The following is a 19,821-nucleotide window of genomic DNA, read 5'->3' on the forward strand; positions in this document are numbered from 1 at the left end:
GTAACCGCTCTTAGCATCCCGGCAACGAGAGTTTGATTCCTAGTCAACAAACTGCCGGAGTGATCGTTCGGATGGAACGCGGTGAGCTGAACGAGCGCCTGTACCGGTGCCTGCAGGAAATCGCCGTCCTGATCGACGACGGTGACCGCGGCGCCATGCACGGCGCCGGACTCACTCCGGCCCACTTCAACGTGCTGCGCCTGCTCGAGTCCGGTCCGGACGTGGCCGGTCACACCATCACCCGGCTGGCCGAGCTGACGCTGTGCACGCGCGGCAACACCAGCCGCCTTGTCCAGCGCCTCGTCACCGCCGGTCTCGTGGAGATCCGGTCCGACAGCTCCGATCAGCGGCTGGCCCGGGTCGTCCTCAGCGCGACCGGCGCCGAGCACCTGGCCGCCGCCGATCGCGAACACACTCAGCTCAACGCGACCCGGTTCGGCGAGATGACCGACTCTGAGATCGCCGAGCTGGCCGAGACCCTGAGCGCGGTGAGCCGGCAACTGCGCAAGCACCTGGTCAACCGGCCACGCTGACCGCTCCCCTCCCCACCCCCCAGAGCACTGCCCGCCGTCCCCCGGCTTCGGCATGCCCTGACACCCCCTCGAAGGAGCAACGATGCGACCCTTACGTCGCCGCGTGCCCGTGGTCCTGGCCGCGGGCGCCCTGCTCGCGGCCGTGACCCCGGCAACGGCCGGCCATGCGGACGCCCCGGTGAGCAACCGGTCCAGCCTCAAGCAGGACCTGTGCTACCAGATCGTCACCGATCGCTTCCACAACGGCGACTCCGGCAACGACAACCCGAGCAAAAGCCCCAACCTGTTCGACTCCGGCAAGTCCAACTGGAAGAAGTACTGGGGCGGCGACCTGGCCGGCGTCCAGCAGAAGCTCACCTACCTGAAGAACATGGGCGTCACGTCCGTCTGGATCTCGCCGCACGTGGACAACGTCGATGTCCCTGTCGTCTACGGCGGCGTGACCAACACCGGCTACCACGGGTTCTGGACGCGTGACTTCAAGCGCACCGAGGAGCACTTCGGCTCGCTGACCGACTTCGACAACCTGATCGCGGCGGCGCACGCCCAGGGCATCAAGGTCATCATGGACTGGGCGCCCAACCACACCAGCCCGGCCAGCTCCGAGGACGCCTCCTTCGCCGACAACGGCGCCCTCTACAACGACGGCACCCTGGTCGGGAAGTACGGTTCGGACAGCGCCAGCCTCTTCCACCACAACGGCGGCATCACCAACTACGACGACCGCTACCAGGCCCAGTACCTGAACATGGCCGACCTGGCCGACCTGGAGCAGCAGAACCCGACGGTCAACGCCATCGCCAAGGACGCCGCCAAGTACTGGATGGACCGGGGCGTGGACGGGGTCCGGGTCGACGCCGTCAAGCACATGACGCCCGGCTGGCAGCAGTCCTGGGCCGACACCATGCAGGCGCACAAGGACACGACCCTGTTCGGCGAGTGGTACCTGGGCAGCCAGAGCGACCCCACCTACGCCGACAACGTGCGCTTCGCCAACGACAGCGGCATCTCGGTCCTCGACTTCTACATGAACATCGCGATGCGCAACGCGTTCGCCTACGGCGGCTCGATGACCGCGCTGGACGCCGCCGTCACCAAGACCGGCACGGACTACAAGTACCCGGGGAACCTCGTCACCTTCCTCGACAACCACGACATGCCGCGCTTCCTGACCGCCAACAACGACAACGGCAAGCTGCACCAGGCGCTGGCGTTCATGATGACCCTGCGCGGCACCCCGTGCGTCTTCTACGGCACCGAGCAGTACCTGCACAACGACACCAGCGGCGGCGGCGATCCGTGGAACCGCCCGATGATGCCGGGCTTCGACGAGAACACCACGGCCTTCAGGGAGCTCCAGAAGCTGTCGGCGCTGCGCCAGTCCAACCCCGCCCTGGCGTACGGCACGCACCAGCAGCGGTGGATCAACGACAACGTCTACATCTACGAGCGCAAGTTCGGCACGGACGTCGTGCTGACGGCGATCAACAAGGGCACGACGGCGCAGTCCGTCTCCGGCCTCTACACCGCGATGCCGGCAGGCAGCTACGGTGACCAGCTCGACGGCCTGCTGGGCGGTTCGGGCATCACCGTGACCAGCGGCTCCGGAGGCAACAACCCGGTGACCACCTTCTCGCTGGGCGCCGGCCAGACCGCCGTGTGGTCCTACAAGGCCGCCGAGCCCGCCGCGCCGGTCGTCGGCAGCGTCGGCCCGACCCTGACGCGTACAGGCAACACCATCACCGTCGAGGGCCGCGGTTTCGGCACCAGCGGCACGCTCAAGGTCGGCGGCGTGACCGCCACCACCACGAGCTGGACCGCCAACCGGATCGTCGCCACCGTGCCCGCCGGCGTCGTCGCCGGGGCCGCCGCGGTCACCGTCACCACGAGCGGCGGCACCAGCGCCGGCTACAACGTGACCAACCTGTCCGGAGCGCAGGTCCCCGTCACGTTCACGGTGAACAACGCCCCCTCCACCAACTGGGGCGACGGCATCTACCTCACCGGCAGCGTCGCCGAGCTGGGCAACTGGTCGACGAACAAGTCGATCGCGATCGGCCCGCTGCTGGCGCCGAACTACCCGAACTGGTTCACCACCGCCAGCGTCCCGGCGTGCTCGACGATCCAGTTCAAGTTCATAAAGATCACCAGCGGAGGGGCGGTGACCTGGGAGAGCGGCTCCAACCACAGCTACACGACGCCGTGCTCCGGCACCGGCTCGACCACGGTCAGCTGGCAGTACTGAGCCGGGGGCGCCGGCGGGGTGCACCGCACCCCGCCGGCGCCTGATCGGGAGGAGCGTCACAATGCCCCAGACCCCAGGCGGGAGTGGCGTCGTCGCCGACCCGCAGGGATTCACCCTGCGCAGCCCGGAGGGCGTCACCTACCGCGTCGACATAGATCACGGCGTGTTGTCCCCGGGCAATCCGCTGCTGGCGAGCTACCTCGCCGACCGCCAGGTCATCGCCTTCACCGGGCCGACCGTCGACTCCCTGTACGGCTCCGCCCTGCGCGCCTACCTGCGGGCGTGGCTGGCGCCGGGCAGCTGGAGCACGCATGTCATCCGCACCGGTGAGCAGCACAAGAGCCTGGCCACGGTCGAGCAGATCTGCGCGGTGGCCAGCGAGCGCCGCCTGGGCCGCAACGGCGTGATGCTCTCGGTCGGGGGCGGCGTCACCTGCGACGTGGTCGGCTTCGCCGCGGCGATGTTCTGCCGGGGCGTCCGCCACGCGAAGGTCAACACCACCCTGGTGGGCCAGGTGGACGTCGGTGTCGGCGTGAAGACCGGCGTCAACGCCTACGGCTCCAAGAACGCACTCGGGGCCTACCACCCGCCGCACGGGTCGCTCAACGACCCCGTGTTCCTGTCCACGTTGCCCCCCCGGCAGATCCGCTCCGGCCTGGGCGAGATCGTCAAGATGGCGGTCATCGGCGACCGGGAGCTGTTCGAGACGCTGGAGCAGGAGCCCGGGATCTTCATCAGGGCGACCGGCCACGATCGGGAGGACTACGTCCTGCGCCGGTCGATGGAGCTGATGCTCCAGGAGCTCTGCCCGAACCTGCACGAAGTCGACCTGGCCCGCCTGGTCGACTTCGGGCACACCTTCGGCCCGGCCATCGAGACCGGCAGCGGTTACCGGATCGCCCACGGCGAGTCCGTCGCCATCGACATGGCCATCTCCAGCCATCTCGCGCGGCGCCTCGGGCTGATCGACGAGAGCACCTGCGACCGGATCGTCGGCCTGCTGCACGCGCTGGGCCTGCCCGTCCTCGACTCCGGCACGTGCCGTCCCGAGCTGTTGCGCGAGGCGATGCGCTCGGCCCGCTCCCGCCGCGGGGGACGGCTGCACCTGGTGCTGCCCAGCGGCATCGGCTCGGCCGTCTTCAGCGACGACGTTCCCGACGGCGTGCTCGTGGAGGCGCTGCGCGCTCTGGCCGGCGCCGAGCGGCAGGCGATCGGCGCGGGACGGCGATGAACATCCGGCGCCTGGAAACCCTGATGCGAACGGTGAGCGGCGACCACGGCGGCGCGGGCAGCCTGAACGCATGGCGGGCCTATGACCGCAGCCGCGGCACCTCGCCGATCGCCTTCATCGACCTGGTGATCCTGCCCGCGGGCAGCTCGATCGGCCTGCACAGGCACGGCGACGACGAGGAGACCTACGTGGTGTTGAGGGGGTGTGGCACGATGACCCTCGGCGAAGAGAGCTTCCCGGTCCGCGCGGGCGACGTGATCAACAATCCGGCGTACGGCACGCACGGCCTGGTCAACGACGGCGACGAGGACCTGCACCTGCTGGTCTTCGAGCTGGCACCGGAGACGCCGTGAGCCGGCAGCGGCGGCTCCTGGCGCGCGAGGCGGCTCACCTGGCGCCCGGGGCCAGCGAGGAGGCCGCCCTGGGACAGCGGGTCTTCGTCGCCGGTTCCGGCAGCACGCTGACCGACGCGGACGGCAACCGCTACCTGGACTTCGCCGCCGGCACGCTGACCCAGTCGATCGGACACTGCCACCCCGAGGTCGTCACGGCGCTCGCGGACCAGGCAGGACGCCTGTGGAACGTGCACGACAGCGCCACGGCCGACCGGGCGGCGCTGTGTGAACTGCTCGCCACGCTGCTGCCCGCCGAGCTGGACACCTACGCCTTCTTCACCACCGGCGCCGAGGTCGTCGAGGCCGCTCTCCGGGTCGTCGCCGCCGTGGCCGCGCCGGGACGCAACCGGGTCGGAGCGCTGCGCCATGGCTTCCACGGCAAGACCCTCGGCGCCCGCATGCTCGTGCACTGGGACATCGGCCACCAGTCGTTCGCGGGCAACAGCATCCTCGGCTATTCGCCGTACTGCTACCGCTGCCCGCTGGGCCTGCGCTACCCCTCCTGCGAGACCCGCTGCGCCGACCTGGTCGTCCGGCACATCGCGGACAAGCCCCAGGTCAGCGCGCTGATCTTCGAGCCGGTCCTGGGTGCGGCCGGCGTCATCGTGCCGCCGCCCGGATACTGGGACAAGATCGCCCGTGCCTGCCGCGACAGCGGCGTCCTCCTCGTCGCCGACGAGGTGGCCACCGGCGGCGGCCGTACCGGCGCGTTCCTGGCCTGCAGCTGGCTGGGCATCGAGCCCGACCTGGTGCTGCTGGCCAAGGGCCTGGCCTCCGGCTTCCCGTTCGCCGTCCTGGCCGGGCGGTCGCAGGTGCTGCGCGGGCCGGAGGGCGCCGCGGCCGGCTCGACCGCCTCCACCTTCGGCGGCAACCCGCTGGGCATCGCCGCGGCGCTGGCCACCCTGACCGTCATCGACCGGGACGGCCTGATCGCCCGCGTCCCCGGCCTGGCCGCGGCCATGCGCGCGGGCCTGGACGATCTCCACGAGCGTCACCCGATGATCGGCGAGGTGCGCGGCGCCGGACTGCTGTTCGGCCTGGAGATCGTGCACGACCGTGACAGCAGGCAGCCCGCGCCCGAGTTGGCCGGCCAGGTCTACCGCGCTGGCCTCGACCTGGGGCTGCGCACCGCCATGGGCGGCCACATCCTGCGGCTGGCGCCGCCGTTCACGACCACCGCCGACGAACTCGACGAGGGTCTGCGGCTGCTGGACCGGGCGCTCTCGCTCGTGGAAGCGGGCGGCCGATGATGCGGCGAGTCGCATGGCACTGACCGTCCGGGCCGGGGTGGGGGAGTCGGTCCACGACGGCCACACCGTGGTCGACGAGGCCGCCCTCGGCCCGATCCGGCTCCTGATCCTCGGTGACCGGACCCAGCACCTGTTCGTGCCGATGCTGGGGGACGGACAGGACGCCGCCTTCGACCGGGCGGTCGTCGAGGCGATGCGGTCGCGCTCCACGCTGCTCACGCGCCTGGGCAACCGCATCGAGTTCCGCGGGACGCCCGGACCGTACACCGGCACGGTGCCGTACGACCCGGGCTGGTCGTCCAACGCGCTGACGGTGCTCGACCTCGCAGGCGTCAGGCACGTCCACAAGACCTACCGCCGCATCACGCCGCCCAGCCGGGAGCCCGCTCTGCTCCAGGCCATGAACGGCAGCGGCATGACCCAGCGGCCCGTGGGGGAGTACACCTACCTGCCGGCCGACGGCACCCGCGTGCCCCTGGGCATGATCTACGTCTACGCCGACGGCGACGGTCTGGATGTCCCGTTGCGGCAGAGCCTCCGCTCGCTCTGGGCCGCGCTCGATCAGGGAAGTCCGCTCACGCCTGCCGTCCGGAGCGTGACGGGCCCGCTTGCCCGGCCGATCTCCCGTGCGGGCGCGTTCCTGCGCCGCTTCCACGGAGAACTCGCCACCCGCCTGGGGGAGTGCGGTCCCTTCCCCGCCGTCGGCCTCCCCGCCGCCGGCTTCCTCGCCTCGGCGGACGATCGGATCGCCGAGGTGGCGGCCGTCATCCGTGCCGACCACCGGTATCCGGCCCGCGTGCGGTCGGCGGTGGTCACCGCCCTGCGGGCCGAGTGGGCGCGCGCACAGGCGGCCACCCACCGGGACTGGCCCTCGGGCCCCGGCCACGGCGACCTGCACCTGTCGCACTTCCTGCGCGCCGAGCGCGATGACGGCACCTGGCACATGCAGCTGATCGACCTGTCGACGCCGCCGCTGGACCCCGCCGATCCCGGGTTCGAGGCCCAGTCACCGTGGCAGGATCTGGCCGCGCTCCTGCGCGGCCTCGCCTGCTTCACCGGCGACGAGTTCGCCTACCGTGCCGGGCTGGACCTCGGCGTCGACTCCGCCGAGAGCTGCCGGGCCGCGCTCCTGCTGGCCGCCGGCCTGCCGCCGGACGGCCCCGGCTGGACCGGGACGCGCCTGGCTCACCTGGATCACCTCCGCCGGGGCGCGGCGGCCTGGCAGAGCCGGATCGGCGCCCTGCTCCTGCGCGGCTACGCCCCGGCCACCCGGATCGCCGGGCACCCGGCCTGGCGGATGTTCCTGCTGCGTCGCCTGCTCCACGAGCTCTCCCACGCCTACGCCCACGACCGGACCTACTACGCGGAGATCACCTTGCGCAACGCACTGGAGAGCGGCATGCACGATGACTGAAGGTGTGCGCGCGGTCCTGCTGGCCGGTGGCGAGGGGCGCCGCATGGGTGCGCTCGGCCGCGGCCGGCTCAAACCGCTCATCCCGTACGGCGGAGCCTGCCGCCTCATCGACTTCAGCCTGGACAACGCCCGCCGGTCCGGCCTGCCCGAGGTGCTGCTTCTGCCGCAGTTCGAGGAGAAACGGCTGATGGACGACCTGCGCGGCCGGTGGTGGCACCGGGACTTCCGGGTGAGTTTCGGACCCTTCGACACGGCCTATCGGGAGGGGATCCCGGACGCTCTCGCGGCCTCCGTCGCCGCCCCGGAGCGCGGAACGGCCGACGCGCTGCTGCGCAAGGCCGCCCACGTCTTCGGCCCGGACGTCCGCGAGGTGCTCGTCCTGCACGCCGACCACGTCTACCGCTTCGACTACGGTCCGCTGCTGGCCAGGCACCGCGCCTCGGGCGCCGCCCTGACCCTGACCTACCAGCGCATCGAGCGGCGTGACGTGCGCCTGTTCGGCATGGTGGAGTTCGACGTCCGCGGCCGGTTGGCCGCCTTCGTGGAGAAGCCCGAGCATCCGACCGGCGACCTGGTGTTCGCCGCCTTCTGCGTGTTCGACGCGAAGATCCTGCTCTCCTACCTGGAGTCCCTCGACGGCACGGGATGGCAGCACGACATCAGCCGCGACGTGATCCCCGCGATGCTCGCGGCCGGTGAGCACATCGAGGGTTACCCGGTGACCGGCCCCTGGGCCGATATCGGCACCGTGGAGCGCTACCACCGGGCCCACATGCGGGCGGTACGGCGCGACCCGGCGGCGCTCGCGATCGAGGCGATGCCGTGGACGATCCGCTCCGAGGTCGATCGTCGCCTGTTGTCGCAGGCACGCGGGATCCGGCACAGCATCGTCCCCGCCGACGCGCGGATTCTCGGCGAAGTCTCCCACTCGGTGCTGTTCCCCGGTGCGAGCGTGGGGGAGGGTGCCGTGGTCACCGACAGCGTCGTGCTGCCGGGAGCCGCGGTGCCGCCGGGTGCCCGCATCGACAGGGCGATCGTGCTCGAAGACGGTCAGGTCCAGCCGGGTCCGGAGGGCGACGATGGCTGAGCGGCGTTTCGTCGTCATGGACGTCGGGGGAACGACCCTGCGCACCGGGCTCTACCGGCCGGAAGGCGACACGCTCGAGGCGGTGCGGCGCACGCCCACGAGTGGCATCGCCATCGACCCGGACACCCCCGTACGGGTGCTGCAGGAGCGGGTGATCGGCCAGATCGCCGCCGAGGCGGAAACCGCGCTTCGCCGCCACGGGGGCTCGGCGGCCGGGATCGCCTTCGCCGGGCCGGTGACCGACGCCGGGTGCGTGCTGGGCGCGCCGACCATCTGGGGCGCCGGCGGCGATCCCGTTGCCGCGGCGGATCTGCTGCGTGAGCGGCTCGGCGTGCCGGTGGTCGTCGTCAACGACGTCGCAGCCGCGGTGTGGCGCTACGTCCGGGGTCCGGAGGAGCCGCCTTTCTGCCTCATCACCGTCAGTTCCGGCATCGGCAACAAGGTCTACTGGGGAGGCCGGGTGTTGCTGGACGGTGGACACGGCGGGGAGCTCGGCCACTGGACGTGGCGCACCGACCCCGCTGCTCCACGATGCGACTGCGGCGGGCGGGGACACCTCGGCGCCATCGCCTCGGGCCGTGGCCTGCTCGCCGCCGCCCGCGCCGCCGGAGAGGCCGACGCCCCCGCCTACCGCGCATCCGCGCTCGGCCTGGCCTGCCCGCGGCCGGATCAGCTGACCAACGAGATCCTCGCCCTCGCCATCCGCTCCCGCGACCCGTTCGCCACCGGCGTGCTGCGCGCGGGGCTTCGGCCGTTGGCCTCGGCCATCACCTCGGTCTTCTGCGCGATCGGGGTGAGGCGCTTCCGCATCATCGGCGGCTTCGCCCGGGCTGTCGGGCAGCGCTACGCCGACCTGCTGACCGAATGCCTGCATGAGAACGATTGCTTCGGGCTCGACCCGGCCGATATCGACCGGCTGGTGCTGATGGGCCACGCCGACGACGACCACGGCCTGATCGGCGCCGGCCGCCTGCTCGCCCGCGAGACCGGCAACGCCTACGGCAGCGGCCATATCCCCGCCGGCGACACCGGCGACGTCCGCAACACCAGCCATGTGCTCGCCCATGACAGCGGCAGCCTGGCGGGTGAGCGGGCTTGACGCGTGTCCTCATCGTCGGCGGCGGCTTCGTGGGGCGGGCCATCGCCGGAGCGCTCGAACGCGCGGGCGGCGAGCCGGTCCTGGCCTGCCGCAACCGGCCTGCTCGCTGTCCCCGCGTGAGGGCCCCGGCCGGGCAGACGAAGCCGGTTGCCATGGACACGGCCTGGCAGGTCCGGCAGGACGCCGCGGACGTGGCTCGGTGGGTGCGGCTGGATGCCACGGACGCGGCCGGGTGTGCCGAGGTCGTCCACGAGGTCAAGCCGGATGCGGTGATCGCCGTGCACGGTCCCTCCGACGTCACCTGGTGCCAGAGGCATCCGCAAGCCGCCCTGGAGGCGCACCTGACCGCCACGGACAACCTGGTCCGCGCGACAGGCACGGCCCGCCTGCTGATGATCTCCACGGACAACGTCTTCGACGGCGTGGCCGAACTGAACGACGAGGAGTCGCCCACAGCCCCGGCCAACGCCTACGGCAGGGCCAAACTGGCCGCGGAGACCGTCGTGCACAGCCACCCGGACGCCACCGTCCTGCGGGTGAGCCTGGTCTACGGCCCGCAGACGCCGACACCGGGGAAACGCCCCAACTTCGCCGCCTCGTGCGCGCGCGACCTGCGGGCGGGCCGGGCCGTACACGCGCCCGCCGACCAGTGGACGACCCCGGTGCATGTGGGCGACGTCGCCACGGTGGCCCTGGCCGCCGTGCGCGAGGCGCCGCGGCTGCTGCATCTGGGTGGGCCGGAGCGGCTCAGCCGGGCAGACTGGGCACGCAGGCTCGCAGACCTGACCAAGGCACCCAGGACTCTGGTCACCGACGTCGCCAGAGACGCCGGGCCGTACGCCTGCCGCCCGGCCAACTCGTGCCTGACGAGCAGGCTGCTGCCGGACCTGCTGCACACCTGGGGACTGAGCGTCCGCGGAGTCGACGAAGGCGCCGCCGACCTGCTGGAGGACTGCATCCGACATGCGGCAACGATGGGTGGAGTGGACGGAAGTACCCCGCATGGTGGCGACCGGCCGGATCACCGACGCCGCGACACCGGCGGCCTTCACCCTGCCGACCCTGCGTGACTTCGAAGCGCGCAGCCGCATTTGATAAGGAAGTTCTAGTGTTCGATCCAGATGTTCTCGGCCTGCACCCGCACCACGACGGCTCCGCGCTCTACACCGAGCAGATCCGGCCGGTCCTCGGCGGTGCCGTACGCGTATGGGTCCGGGTGCCCGCCCGAACGGCGATCAAGGAAGTCCTCCTGCGCACCACCCCGGATGGTGACGTGCTGTACCGGCGCGCCGCCATCGACGAGGAACGCACGGGCCGCGCGCTGGGCGGGTACGGCGCCGGCGATGTCTGGTGGTACGCGGACGTGCCCATTCGCAACCCGGTCACCGGCTACCGGTTCGTGCTGCGCGGGCCCGCGGACGAGTCGTACTGGCTCACCGCGGCCGGAGTGGTCGGCCATGACGTGCGCGACACCACCGACTTCCGCCTCGTCACGCATGACCCGGGACCGGACTGGGCCCGCGACGCGATCGTCTACGAGATCTTCCCCGACCGGTTTGCCCGCTCCGCCGGCTCGCCGGAGCCATCCGGCCTGCCCGACTGGGCGGTGGCCGCCGATTGGGACGAGGACACGGTGATCCACGCCGGTCCGCTCACGCCGCGCCAGTTCTACGGCGGAGACCTCGACGGCATCATCGAGCATCTCGACCACCTGCAGTCACTGGCTGTCACGGCCATCTACCTGCGGCCGGTCTTCCCCGCCGAGTCCAACCACCGCTACAACGCCACCACCTTCGACCTGGTCGACCCGCTCCTGGGCGGCGAGGCCGCGCTGAAGCGGCTGGCCGCCGCCGTACACGCGCGTGGCATGCGGCTCATCGGCGACATCACCACCAATCACTGCGGCGACGCCCACGAGTGGTTCCGCACCGCGCATGCCGATCCCGGCGCTCCCGAGCGTGAGATGTTCTACTTCGACGCCGACGGCGGCTACGAGGCCTGGTACGGCGTGCCCTCGCTGCCGAAGTTCAACTGGGAGAGCCCGCTCGTGCACGAGCGCATGGCGGCGGTGGTGCGCCGCTGGCTGGAGTACTACGACGGCTGGCGCGTCGACGTGGCCAACATGACCGGCCGCAACCGCGAGGTCGATCGCACGCTCGAGATCGCCGCGGAGTTGCGCCGCGAGGTCGAGCGAGTCCGCCCGGATGCCGTGCTCATCGCCGAGCACAACTACGACGCCGCCCCCGACCTCGACGCCGGAGGCTGGCAGGGCACCATGAACTACGCCGGCTTCACGCGTCCCCTGTGGGCCTGGCTGCGCGGCCCCGACGTCCGCCTGCCGTACTTCATCGACGTCCCCGGCAACGTGCCCAGTCGTGATGGCCGCAACACCCTCGCGGCGATGCGCGCCTTCGCCGCCGGCATGTCCTGGACCTCCCTCACCCGCTCCTGGCAGCTGCTCGACTCCTACGACTGCGCCCGCGTCCGCACCGTCACGGGCTCGCGCGAGCGGCACCTGGTCGCGGCCGGGTTGCAGGCCACCCTGCCGGGGACGCCCACGGTCTGCGGCGGTTCCGAGTACGGCCTCACCGGAGTCAACGGCGAGGACGCCCGCACGCCGATGCCGTGGCGGCGGCCGGGCGACCGGGACGAGGCCACGTTCCTCGCCTACCAGCGGCTGCTGGGGCTGCGGGCCGCCGAGCCGGCGTTGCGCAGGGGAGGCCTGCGCTGGCTGCACGCCGACGCGGACACTCTGATCTTCCTGCGCGAGACCGCGAGCGAGTCGTTGCTGGTCGCGGCGGCCAGGGCGGAGCACGGACCGGTGGCGCTGCCGCTCGACGCGCCCCTCACCGGTGTGTACGACGCCGCCGACCTGACGCCGTCGAACGGCCAGGTCGTGCTGCCCGCGGGGGCGGCGGCCCTGCGCATCTGGCGCGTGGGCCGATAACGGAAGGGCCGAAGGCACGAGCCCATGGACGCGATGGCGTCCCCTCGCCTTGAGGGGACGCCATCGCGGGTCTACTTCAGGTACGGCCCGGCCGTACCGATCTTCACGGGTGCGGGCCGGCCGGAAACGGCGCGCACGTAGATGCGGGCATTGCCCTTGCCGGGAGCGGCGACCGTCAGCGTGCCGTTGCTGACCGTGGCGCTCTGGCCGGTGACCACGTCGACATACGTGCCGTTCAGGATGCCGGTGAAGGTGGCGCCGTCCGAAACGGTGACCAGCGCGTAGCTGTCCACAGAGCCGCTGGTGTAGCGGCGCTTGAACGCCATGGTGCCGGTGACGCCGTCAGTCGAGTACTGACCCTTCTGGAGCGCTGGGACCGCGTGGCGGATCTGGTTGAGCCGCTGGACGTGCCGGGCGAGTGGCTGCGCGAGCGTGGTCGCCACGGCCCCGGTGGCCTCGGTGACGACGCCGAAGTCGGCGGCCGTCACCGTTCCGGCGAGGTGGGTTCCGTAGTAGGCGCGTCCGGTCGTGGCCAGCGGGCACGTGGGTCCGCAGTCGATGGTTTTGCCCTTCTGGAACTCGATCTCCGATCCGTAGTAGAGCGTCGGGATCCCGCGGAAGGTCCACATCAGCGCCATGTTCTCCGCCCACGCCTCGGTGCCTTCTGCGTAGCGGACGGTGGACTTGTTGGGGCCGTAGTCGTGGGAGTCGACGTAGACGGTGTTGTAGGTGGCGTCGTTGTAGCTGTCGTCGCTGTCCTTGCCGTTCCAGAAGGCGTTGGACGCCTGGCCGAAGTTCATGTGCATGCGCATGTCGATGACGTTCATGCCGGAGAACTTCGAGCGGTCGGGAGCGTGGTAGTCGTTCCCGCGCAGGAAGGCGTTGTCCGTGGTGGGCTGCCCTGCCGTACCCATGAGGTTCTCGTAGTCGTACTGCTCGACGACGGCCTTGGCGTCGTCGGCGTCGTACTCCTTGCGTTCCTTCCAGGTGTAGAACTGCGCGCTGTGGTTGACCGAGCCGCGGTTCCACTTGTCGTGCACGAAGGCGGCGACCTCGCCGAAGACGTAGAAGTCCTTGGCCTTGTCGCCGTGCACGGCCTGGGCGTGCTGCTGGATGGCGGGCAGGAAGCGCCGGTTCCACATGAGCCGCGAGATGTGCACCGCGGTGTCGATGCGGAAGCCGTCCACGCCCATGTCGATGTACTTGTTGTAGACGTCGATCAGGTAGTCCTGGACCGCCTTGCTCTCGGTGTTGAAGTCGGCCAGGTCGTCGTGCAGCCAGCAGCTCTTGGAGTCGGACCCCTCCCAGTTGCCGATCCAGCACTGGTGGTAGTACTGCGCGGGGAACATGCCGGTGGTCGGGCTGGGCCACTGGCAGTGGCGGATGGTGTGGCCCTCGGGCGACTTCTGCCCGTTGGCCTCGCCGAACTTCGGGCAGGTGCTGCCGGCGGGCGCGGTGGTGTGCCAGAGATCGCCGTTGTACGGCCGGCCCTTGGCCTTCGCGTTCTCCGCAGCGGTCATCTCAGGGTCGTCGCCCTGGTGCTCGTCGAGGGGGTTGTACTGCTTGCCTTCCACCTTCTTGCTGTACAGCCAGCGCCACTCGGCGTCGCGCTCGCCCCACACGGGTGGGACGAACAGTCCCTTGGCCCCCCATCGGGAGCTGTGGTTGTAGACCACGTCCTGGTAGATCTTGATGCCCTTCGCGTGGGCCTTGTTGATCAGATCCTGGTAGGTGGCCTCGGGCGACTCCAGCCGCGGGTCCACCCGGTAGAAGTCCCAGCCGTGGTAGCCGTGGAAGTCGTAGTCCGACCGGTTCAGGACCACCGGCGTGATCCAGATCGCGGAGAAGCCGAGCCCCTTGATGTAGTCGAGCTTGTCGATCAGGCCCTTGAAGTCGCCGCGGAACATGGGGTCGTCGTTGGCCGCGTTGCCCGACTTGACGTGCTGGCTGCCGCCCCGGTTGTTGGAGGCGTCCCCGTCGTTGAACCGGGCGGTCATGACGAAGTAGATGCTGTCCTCACGCGGGTCGCCACCCAGCGGTGAGCCGGGGACGGGCGTCGGCGCGTCGCCGGTCCTGGCAGAGGCCGAATCGCTCGCTGCCGACTCGTTGCCGGCCGCGTCCACCGCCGTGACGGTGTAGGTGTAGGTGGACTGGGGGTCCAGCCCGGCGTCGGTGTAGACCGTGTTGGTCCCCGTGGTCAGGGGCACGGGGGCGCTCGAACCCTTCGATCGCGAGATCTTGTAGCCGGTGACGCCGACGTCGTCGGTGGCCTCGCTCCAGCTCAGCCTGATCGTGGTGCCCGTGGCGGTGGCGGTCAGCGAGGCCGGCGCGCTGGGCGGCGTGGTGTCCGGGGTCTGCGGGGTGCAGGGCGCGGTCGCGTTCGCCGTGACGACCCCGTCCTTGACCGTGGTGACGCCGAGACCGATGGTGTAGTCGCTTCCGCCGTTGTTGTCCCAGGTGCCGGAGCCGTTGTTGAAGGCTGCCTTGAGCTGGGCGGCGGTGCCGATGTCGACGGTCTCCTTCGCCCAGTCGGCGCAGGCGGCCTCATCCATCCGCAGGCCGGGGGCGGTGGTCCAGGCGCCGCCCGCCGGCTGGTAGTGGATGTAGGCGTTCGTCCAGGCCCGGGTCTTGGTGTAGTAGAAGACGGTCGCCTTGTTGCCCGGCTCCGCAGGGGCGCACGGATCGCCGGAGCTCACCTGCCCGCCGGAGACCCGCACGATGCCCGTGCCGATGGTGTAGTCGTTTCCGCTGTTGTTGTCCCAGGTGCCGGAGCCGTTGTTGAAGGCTGCCTTGAGCCCGGTCGCGGTGCCGAGATCGATGGTCTTCTTCTTCCACCCCGTGCAGGCCGTCTCGTCCATGGTGAAGCCGGGGACCGTGGTCCAGGTTCCGCCGGTCGGGGCGTAGTGGATGTTCGCCGTCGTCCAGGTCGTGGCGTAGTAGACGGTGACGGAGTTGGCCGCCAGGGCGGTGGCGGGTGGGGTGATCGTCGCCAACATGCTGGCCGCGGCCAGCATCGATAGGCGCGTGGGCCGGCTCACTGGGCCTCCACAGCTGATGTTAGGGGGCGTTGCCCGGAAGGTACTCATCCTGTGGGGCGATTGCAATGATCTAATGAAACTTCCTGAAATTTTCTTCTGGCTCTTCCAAAGGAACTTATGGCCGCGTAACGTCCGGGCTGGATCTCAGAAACCGACCTTTCCTGATGGGGAGAGCAAGTGACCGAGCTTGTTCAGGCGCAGCCCGCCACCGCGTCGGATTGGTGGCGCGACGCGGTGATCTACCAGATCTACGTGCGCAGCTTCGCCGACGGCAACGGCGACGGCATCGGCGACCTGCTGGGAGTGCGGAGCCGGTTGAGATATCTGGCCGCACTGGGGGTGGACGCGCTCTGGCTCAGCCCGTTCTACCCGTCGCCGATGGCCGACTTCGGCTACGACGTCACCGACTACCGCGATGTGGACCCGGTCTTCGGCTCGCTGGCCGACGCCGAGGCGCTGATCGACGACGCGCACCGCCTGGGGCTGCGGATCATCGTCGACGTGGTTCCCAACCACACCTCCGACCAGCACGCGTGGTTCCGCGCCGCCGTCGAGTCCGGTCCCGGCAGCCCCGAGCGGGAGCGGTACATCTTCCGTAAGGGGCGCGGCGACCGGCCGCCCAACGACTGGGAGTCCGTCTTCGGCGGCCCGGCGTGGACCCGGCTGCCCGACGGGGAGTGGTACCTGCACCTGTTCGCCTCCGCACAGCCCGATCTGAACTGGGAGCACCCGCAGGTGCGGGCCGAGTTCGCCGACGTGCTGAGGTTCTGGCTGGACCTCGGCGTCGACGGCTTCCGCATCGACGTGGCGCACGGCATGGTCAAGGCCGCCGGGCTGCCGGACATCGGCGCATCCGGGCAGGTCGAGATGATCGGCACCACCGTGCTGCCCTTCTTCGACCAGGACGGCGTGCACGACATCCACCGGGAGTGGCGCACGATCCTGGACTCCTACCCGGGCAGGCGGATCGCGGTGGCGGAGGCCTGGGCCCCGACCGCCGACCGGCTGGCCAGGTACGTCCGGCCCGACGAGCTGCACCAGGCGTTCAACTTTCAGTTCCTCTCCGCGCCGTGGGACGCCGCCCGGCTACGCGAGGTGATCGACGAGTCCCTGGCCACCACGGCCACGGTCGGTGCCCCGGCCACCTGGGTGCTGTCCAACCACGACGTGAAGCGGCACGTCACCCGGTACGGCAGCGCCGAGCGGGCGCGGGCCGCGGCCTTGCTCATGCTGGCCCTGCCGGGTTCGGCGTATGTCTATCAGGGCGAGGAACTCGGTCTGCCGGAGGTGAGCGACCTCCCGCCGGAGGTGTGCCGGGATCCGCAGCGGCTGCGCTCTCCGGGCAGCGGCAGGGACGGTTGCCGGGTGCCCCTGCCGTGGGCCGACATCGATCCCAGCTTCGGCTTCAGCTTCCCGGCCGCCGATCCGAGCTGGCTGCCGATGCCGGCGGCCTGGGGCAGGCTGAGCGTGGCCACCCAGCTGAACGACCCCGGCTCCACGCTCCGGCTCTACCAGGCGGCGCTGAAGACACGCCGGGAGCTGGGCGAGCTCGGTGACGGCACACTGGCCTGGATCGCCTCTCCGGAGGGCACCCTCGTCTTCCGCCGCGGCGACTTCGTCTGCACGGTCAACCTGACCGCGCAGCCCGTCGAACTGCCCAGGCCGGGCAGGCTGCTCCTGGCCAGCGCCGAACCCCTGATGCAGTCCGGGACGGCCGTGCTCCCACCCGATTCGGCCGCCTGGTGGCGGTGATTGCCGGCTGAGGGGAAACCCCGCACGCCCGTGCTGCCCGGGGACGGTAAGTTTGCGGTCATGACCACGCGTCTCGCAGATATTGCAGCCCACGCGGGAGTCAGCGAGGCCACGGTAAGTAGAGTGCTGAACGCCAAACCGGGAGTCTCGCCTGCCACCCGTCAGGCGGTCCTCAGCGCCCTGGACGTCCTCGGCTACGAGCGGCCCGCCCGGTTGCGGCAGCACCACGCGGGTCTGATCGGCCTGATCGTCCCCGAGCTGTCCAACCCCATCTTCCCGGCCTTCGCGGAGGTCATCGAGAGCTCGCTCACCATGCACGGCTACGTGACCGTGCTGTGCACCCAGATACCGGGGGGCATGCGAGAGGACGACTACATCGAGCTGCTGATGGAACGCGACGTTTCCGGGATCGTCTTCGTCAGCGGCCTGCACGCCGACAGCACGGCCGACCGTGCGCGCTACGTCCGGCTCATCGAGAGCAGGCTCCCGGTCGTCCTGGTCAACGGTTACCGGCCGGACATCGAGGCGCCGCAAATCTCCAACGACGACGTCGCCTCCATGGAGATGGCCGTCGACCACCTCATCGCGCTGGGGCACCGGCGGATCGGTCTGGCCGTCGGCCAGGACCGTTTCGTCCCCTCGATCCGCAAGACCGAGGGCTTCCGGCGCAGGATCGCCCGCAGCCTCGGGATCGAGGTTCCGAACGAGCTGGTCGTCAACAGCCTGTTCACCGTCGAGGGGGGACACGCCGCGGCGCAGGTGCTGCTCGACAACGGATGCACGGCGATCTGCTGCGGCAGCGATGTCATGGCCATCGGTGCGATCCGTGCCACACGGCAACGCGGGCTGCGCGTGCCCGAGGACGTCTCCGTCGTGGGATTCGACGACTCGCCGTTCACCCCCTATCTCGATCCGGCCCTGACCACCATCCGCCAGCCCGTCCGTGAGATGAGCCTCGCCGCGGTGGGCATGCTCCTCGAAGAGATCAACGGGTCGAAGGGGCCCAAGGCCGAGCTGCTCTACCGGCCCGAGCTGGTCGTGAGAAGCAGCACGGGCCCGGCGCGCGTCACGCTGGCGGTGGCGGGCGAGACCTCGGGGTGACAGGGCGGGCAGGCTTACCTGTCCGATACGGGATCGGCATGGCCTTCAAACGGCGGGGCAGCCATCACACGCGCAAAACGGTGACCTGGCGGCCGGTCGGTGTGCTCGCCTGCTCGAAGCCGCCTCGTTCCTTCCAGGGTGGGGCTTGTGGGCGCCGGTCGAAGACCACCAGTACGCCGGTGGAGAGGGTGAGCCGGTCCAGGTACCGGTCGAGTTGTGCGAGTCCGTCGGGCATGGGGTCTTCTGCGCCTGCCCGCCAGACCTTCAGCTCCATTGCCTCCCGCTGCATCAGCCGCTCCCCTTCCGGACCGGTGTAAGGCCAGCGGACCAGCACGTCCAGGCGTTTGGTGCCGGCGGCGTACTCGCGGTCGAGGTGGCCTCCGCCGTTGACCAGGCGGTGCAGGAAGGCCATGAGGATGATCTGGCAGGCGGCCTCGTGGTAGCCCTCCTGGCGGATGAGCACTTCGCCGTGCTCGCGCCAGAAGACGACGAACTCCTGCAGCAGCCGGTCCAGGTCGAACCGGCCGTCCGGCAGCACGAAGCTGCGCGGATCGGCCATCACGTACTGTTCCGTCGGGCCTCCCAGCACCCGCAGGATGACCTCCCGATAGATCGGGTTCGCCACCTCCAGCGGGGGTTTCTGCTTGACCAGGCCCAGATCGCGGACGTAGGACAGGTCGTCGTCGAAGGTGGGGTCGACGTCGGGGAGCGACCCGGCCACCACGGGCTCCATCACCCGCTTGACCCTGGGCTCGTGCAGCCGCGCCACGAGGGCGTCCAGGTGGGTGGCGCGCGCCCGGATCAACCGCTCCTTGGCCTGCTCCACCTGCCCGGCGGTGATGGCGCCTGTCACCCCCATCTCGAAGACGACTTCATGGGCGAGGGCGTTGACCAGCCACGGCTGCCCCTGCGTCAGCTCGAAGACCCGATCCACCGCGTCCTTGGTGAACTCCTGGCCGGTCGCCTGAGTGTGCTGGTCGTACAGCTCGGCGATCTGATCGGCGGTGAAGTCGCCCAGGCGCAGCGACTTGGTGATGATGTTGAACGGGCTGGCCGGGTTCGACTGGCCCGGATTGCCGCCCGAGGCGACCTTGTAGTCACGCACGTCGCGCAATCCGCACAGCACCACGGACGTGGGAAACGGCTGGCCCCCTGGCCGTGCGTTGTGACCGTCGCGGAGCTGGCTGAGGATGCTGATCATGCTGTTGCCCTGCAGGGCGTCGATCTCGTCGAGGAACAGCACCACCCGGCGGGGGCAGCGGTGGCACCATTCGGTCAGTGCCGCGCCGAACCGGCTGCCCGGGGTGACCTGCGGCCAGGGGTCCGGTGGCAGCAGCTCGTCCGGCCATCCCGACCACTTGGTGGCCTCGCGGAGGGAATCCAGCAGAAGAGACTCCGCGGCGGCGTAGTCGTCGCCGGCCGCCTTGGCACGCTCGCAGGAGAACATCAGGGCGGCGATGTCACCCTCGGCGGTGAGCTCGGACGCCAAGGTGCGCAGCGCGGTCGTCTTCCCGGTCTGCCGGGGCGCGTGCAGCACGAAGTAACGATCCATCTCGATGAGCTCCCGTGCCTGCGGGATCCGCTGCGTGGGGGGCAGCATGTAGTGGTGCTGCGGGCCGCATGGGCCGGTGGTGTTGAAGTATCTCGCTCGGGGTTGCCGCATGGTCACATTCTGCCACCGGACACAGTGTTAATTGGCGGCATTGACTTGCCTGTGAGCGACCGCTTC

At 70.3% G+C, this 19,821-nt stretch carries 14 protein-coding genes; 12 read left to right on the forward strand and 2 right to left on the reverse strand.

The window, feature by feature from the left end; all coding sequences use genetic code 11:
- Positions 1-59: 59 nt before the first annotated feature.
- The 10 genes from ACIBQ1_RS56110 to ACIBQ1_RS56155 all read left to right on the forward strand — a co-directional run bounded on the left by ACIBQ1_RS56110 (position 60) and on the right by ACIBQ1_RS56155 (position 12,201).
- Entirely contained in the window at positions 60-533 is a 474-nt protein-coding gene (locus ACIBQ1_RS56110; protein ID WP_397291214.1) for a MarR family winged helix-turn-helix transcriptional regulator, read from the forward strand.
- An 82-nt stretch (positions 534-615) separates the two neighbouring features.
- Positions 616-2,778, forward strand: a complete 2,163-nt coding sequence (locus ACIBQ1_RS56115; RefSeq protein WP_397291216.1) for an alpha-amylase family glycosyl hydrolase — start codon at positions 616-618, stop codon at positions 2,776-2,778.
- Between the two features lie 61 nt (positions 2,779-2,839).
- Positions 2,840-4,009, forward strand: coding sequence for a sedoheptulose 7-phosphate cyclase (locus ACIBQ1_RS56120; RefSeq protein WP_397291217.1), 1,170 nt, complete (start codon positions 2,840-2,842; stop codon positions 4,007-4,009).
- 23 nt (positions 4,010-4,032) lie between these two features.
- Positions 4,033-4,362, forward strand: coding sequence for a cupin domain-containing protein (locus ACIBQ1_RS56125; RefSeq protein WP_397291219.1), 330 nt, complete (start codon positions 4,033-4,035; stop codon positions 4,360-4,362).
- Positions 4,359-5,654, forward strand: coding sequence for an aspartate aminotransferase family protein (locus ACIBQ1_RS56130; RefSeq protein WP_397291220.1), 1,296 nt, complete (start codon positions 4,359-4,361; stop codon positions 5,652-5,654). Before ACIBQ1_RS56125 ends, ACIBQ1_RS56130 begins: the two co-directional genes overlap by 4 nt.
- 13 nt (positions 5,655-5,667) lie before the next feature.
- Positions 5,668-7,068: a hypothetical protein gene (locus ACIBQ1_RS56135; RefSeq protein ID WP_397291222.1), complete on the forward strand. Its 1,401-nt coding sequence runs from the start codon at positions 5,668-5,670 to the stop codon at positions 7,066-7,068.
- Positions 7,061-8,155: a sugar phosphate nucleotidyltransferase gene (locus tag ACIBQ1_RS56140; RefSeq protein WP_397291224.1), complete on the forward strand. Its 1,095-nt coding sequence runs from the start codon at positions 7,061-7,063 to the stop codon at positions 8,153-8,155. Before ACIBQ1_RS56135 ends, ACIBQ1_RS56140 begins: the two co-directional genes overlap by 8 nt.
- Complete coding sequence (locus tag ACIBQ1_RS56145) at positions 8,148-9,254, forward strand: ROK family protein (protein WP_397291225.1); 1,107 nt, start codon at positions 8,148-8,150, stop codon at positions 9,252-9,254. Before ACIBQ1_RS56140 ends, ACIBQ1_RS56145 begins: the two co-directional genes overlap by 8 nt.
- Positions 9,251-10,324 carry an SDR family oxidoreductase gene (locus ACIBQ1_RS56150; RefSeq protein WP_397291227.1) on the forward strand — a complete coding sequence of 358 codons (1,074 nt, stop codon included), beginning with the start codon at positions 9,251-9,253 and terminating at the stop codon, positions 10,322-10,324. The genes ACIBQ1_RS56145 and ACIBQ1_RS56150 overlap by 4 nt, the downstream gene beginning before the upstream one ends.
- A 38-nt stretch (positions 10,325-10,362) precedes the next feature.
- A complete protein-coding gene (locus ACIBQ1_RS56155; RefSeq protein WP_397291229.1) occupies positions 10,363-12,201 on the forward strand; it encodes a glycoside hydrolase family 13 protein in 1,839 nt (612 codons plus the stop codon).
- A 71-nt stretch (positions 12,202-12,272) separates the two neighbouring features.
- Here the strand turns inward: ACIBQ1_RS56155 and ACIBQ1_RS56160 are convergent, their stop codons facing one another.
- Positions 12,273-15,239, reverse strand: coding sequence for a carbohydrate binding domain-containing protein (locus ACIBQ1_RS56160; protein WP_397291231.1), 2,967 nt, complete (start codon positions 15,237-15,239; stop codon positions 12,273-12,275).
- Between the two features lie 177 nt (positions 15,240-15,416).
- Between ACIBQ1_RS56160 and ACIBQ1_RS56165 the strand changes: the two genes are divergently transcribed.
- Together ACIBQ1_RS56165 and ACIBQ1_RS56170 are read left to right on the forward strand one after the other, a co-directional pair.
- Positions 15,417-16,991 (forward strand): glycoside hydrolase family 13 protein, encoded by a 1,575-nt coding sequence (locus tag ACIBQ1_RS56165; protein WP_397291233.1) that lies wholly within the window; start codon positions 15,417-15,419, stop codon positions 16,989-16,991.
- A 60-nt stretch (positions 16,992-17,051) separates the two neighbouring features.
- Positions 17,052-18,092, forward strand: coding sequence for a LacI family DNA-binding transcriptional regulator (locus ACIBQ1_RS56170; protein WP_397291235.1), 1,041 nt, complete (start codon positions 17,052-17,054; stop codon positions 18,090-18,092).
- Positions 18,093-18,156: 64 nt separating this feature from the next.
- Here ACIBQ1_RS56170 and ACIBQ1_RS56175 read toward each other — a convergent pair whose 3' ends face one another.
- The gene (locus tag ACIBQ1_RS56175) at positions 18,157-19,755 is read right to left on the reverse strand and encodes an AAA family ATPase (RefSeq protein WP_397291237.1); all 1,599 of its coding nucleotides are present in this window, start codon (positions 19,753-19,755) and stop codon (positions 18,157-18,159) included.
- Positions 19,756-19,821: the final 66 nt, after the last annotated feature.

This window comes from Nonomuraea sp. NPDC050153 (assembly GCF_044460125.1).
Classification (GTDB): Bacteria; Actinomycetota; Actinomycetes; order Streptosporangiales; family Streptosporangiaceae; genus Nonomuraea.

What these genes read in the sequence shown, in the direction of transcription:
- ACIBQ1_RS56120 (WP_397291217.1), top strand. Translation starts at nt 2,840, where the DNA reads ATGCCCCAGACCCCAGGCGGGAGTGGCGTCGTCGCCGACCCGCAGGGA.
- ACIBQ1_RS56175 (WP_397291237.1), bottom strand. Translation starts at nt 19,755, where the DNA reads ATGCGGCAACCCCGAGCGAGATACTTCAACACCACCGGCCCATGCGGC.
- ACIBQ1_RS56125 (WP_397291219.1), top strand. Translation starts at nt 4,033, where the DNA reads ATGCGAACGGTGAGCGGCGACCACGGCGGCGCGGGCAGCCTGAACGCA.
- ACIBQ1_RS56145 (WP_397291225.1), top strand. Translation starts at nt 8,148, where the DNA reads ATGGCTGAGCGGCGTTTCGTCGTCATGGACGTCGGGGGAACGACCCTG.
- ACIBQ1_RS56135 (WP_397291222.1), top strand. Translation starts at nt 5,668, where the DNA reads ATGGCACTGACCGTCCGGGCCGGGGTGGGGGAGTCGGTCCACGACGGC.
- ACIBQ1_RS56170 (WP_397291235.1), top strand. Translation starts at nt 17,052, where the DNA reads ATGACCACGCGTCTCGCAGATATTGCAGCCCACGCGGGAGTCAGCGAG.
- ACIBQ1_RS56140 (WP_397291224.1), top strand. Translation starts at nt 7,061, where the DNA reads ATGACTGAAGGTGTGCGCGCGGTCCTGCTGGCCGGTGGCGAGGGGCGC.
- ACIBQ1_RS56115 (WP_397291216.1), top strand. Translation starts at nt 616, where the DNA reads ATGCGACCCTTACGTCGCCGCGTGCCCGTGGTCCTGGCCGCGGGCGCC.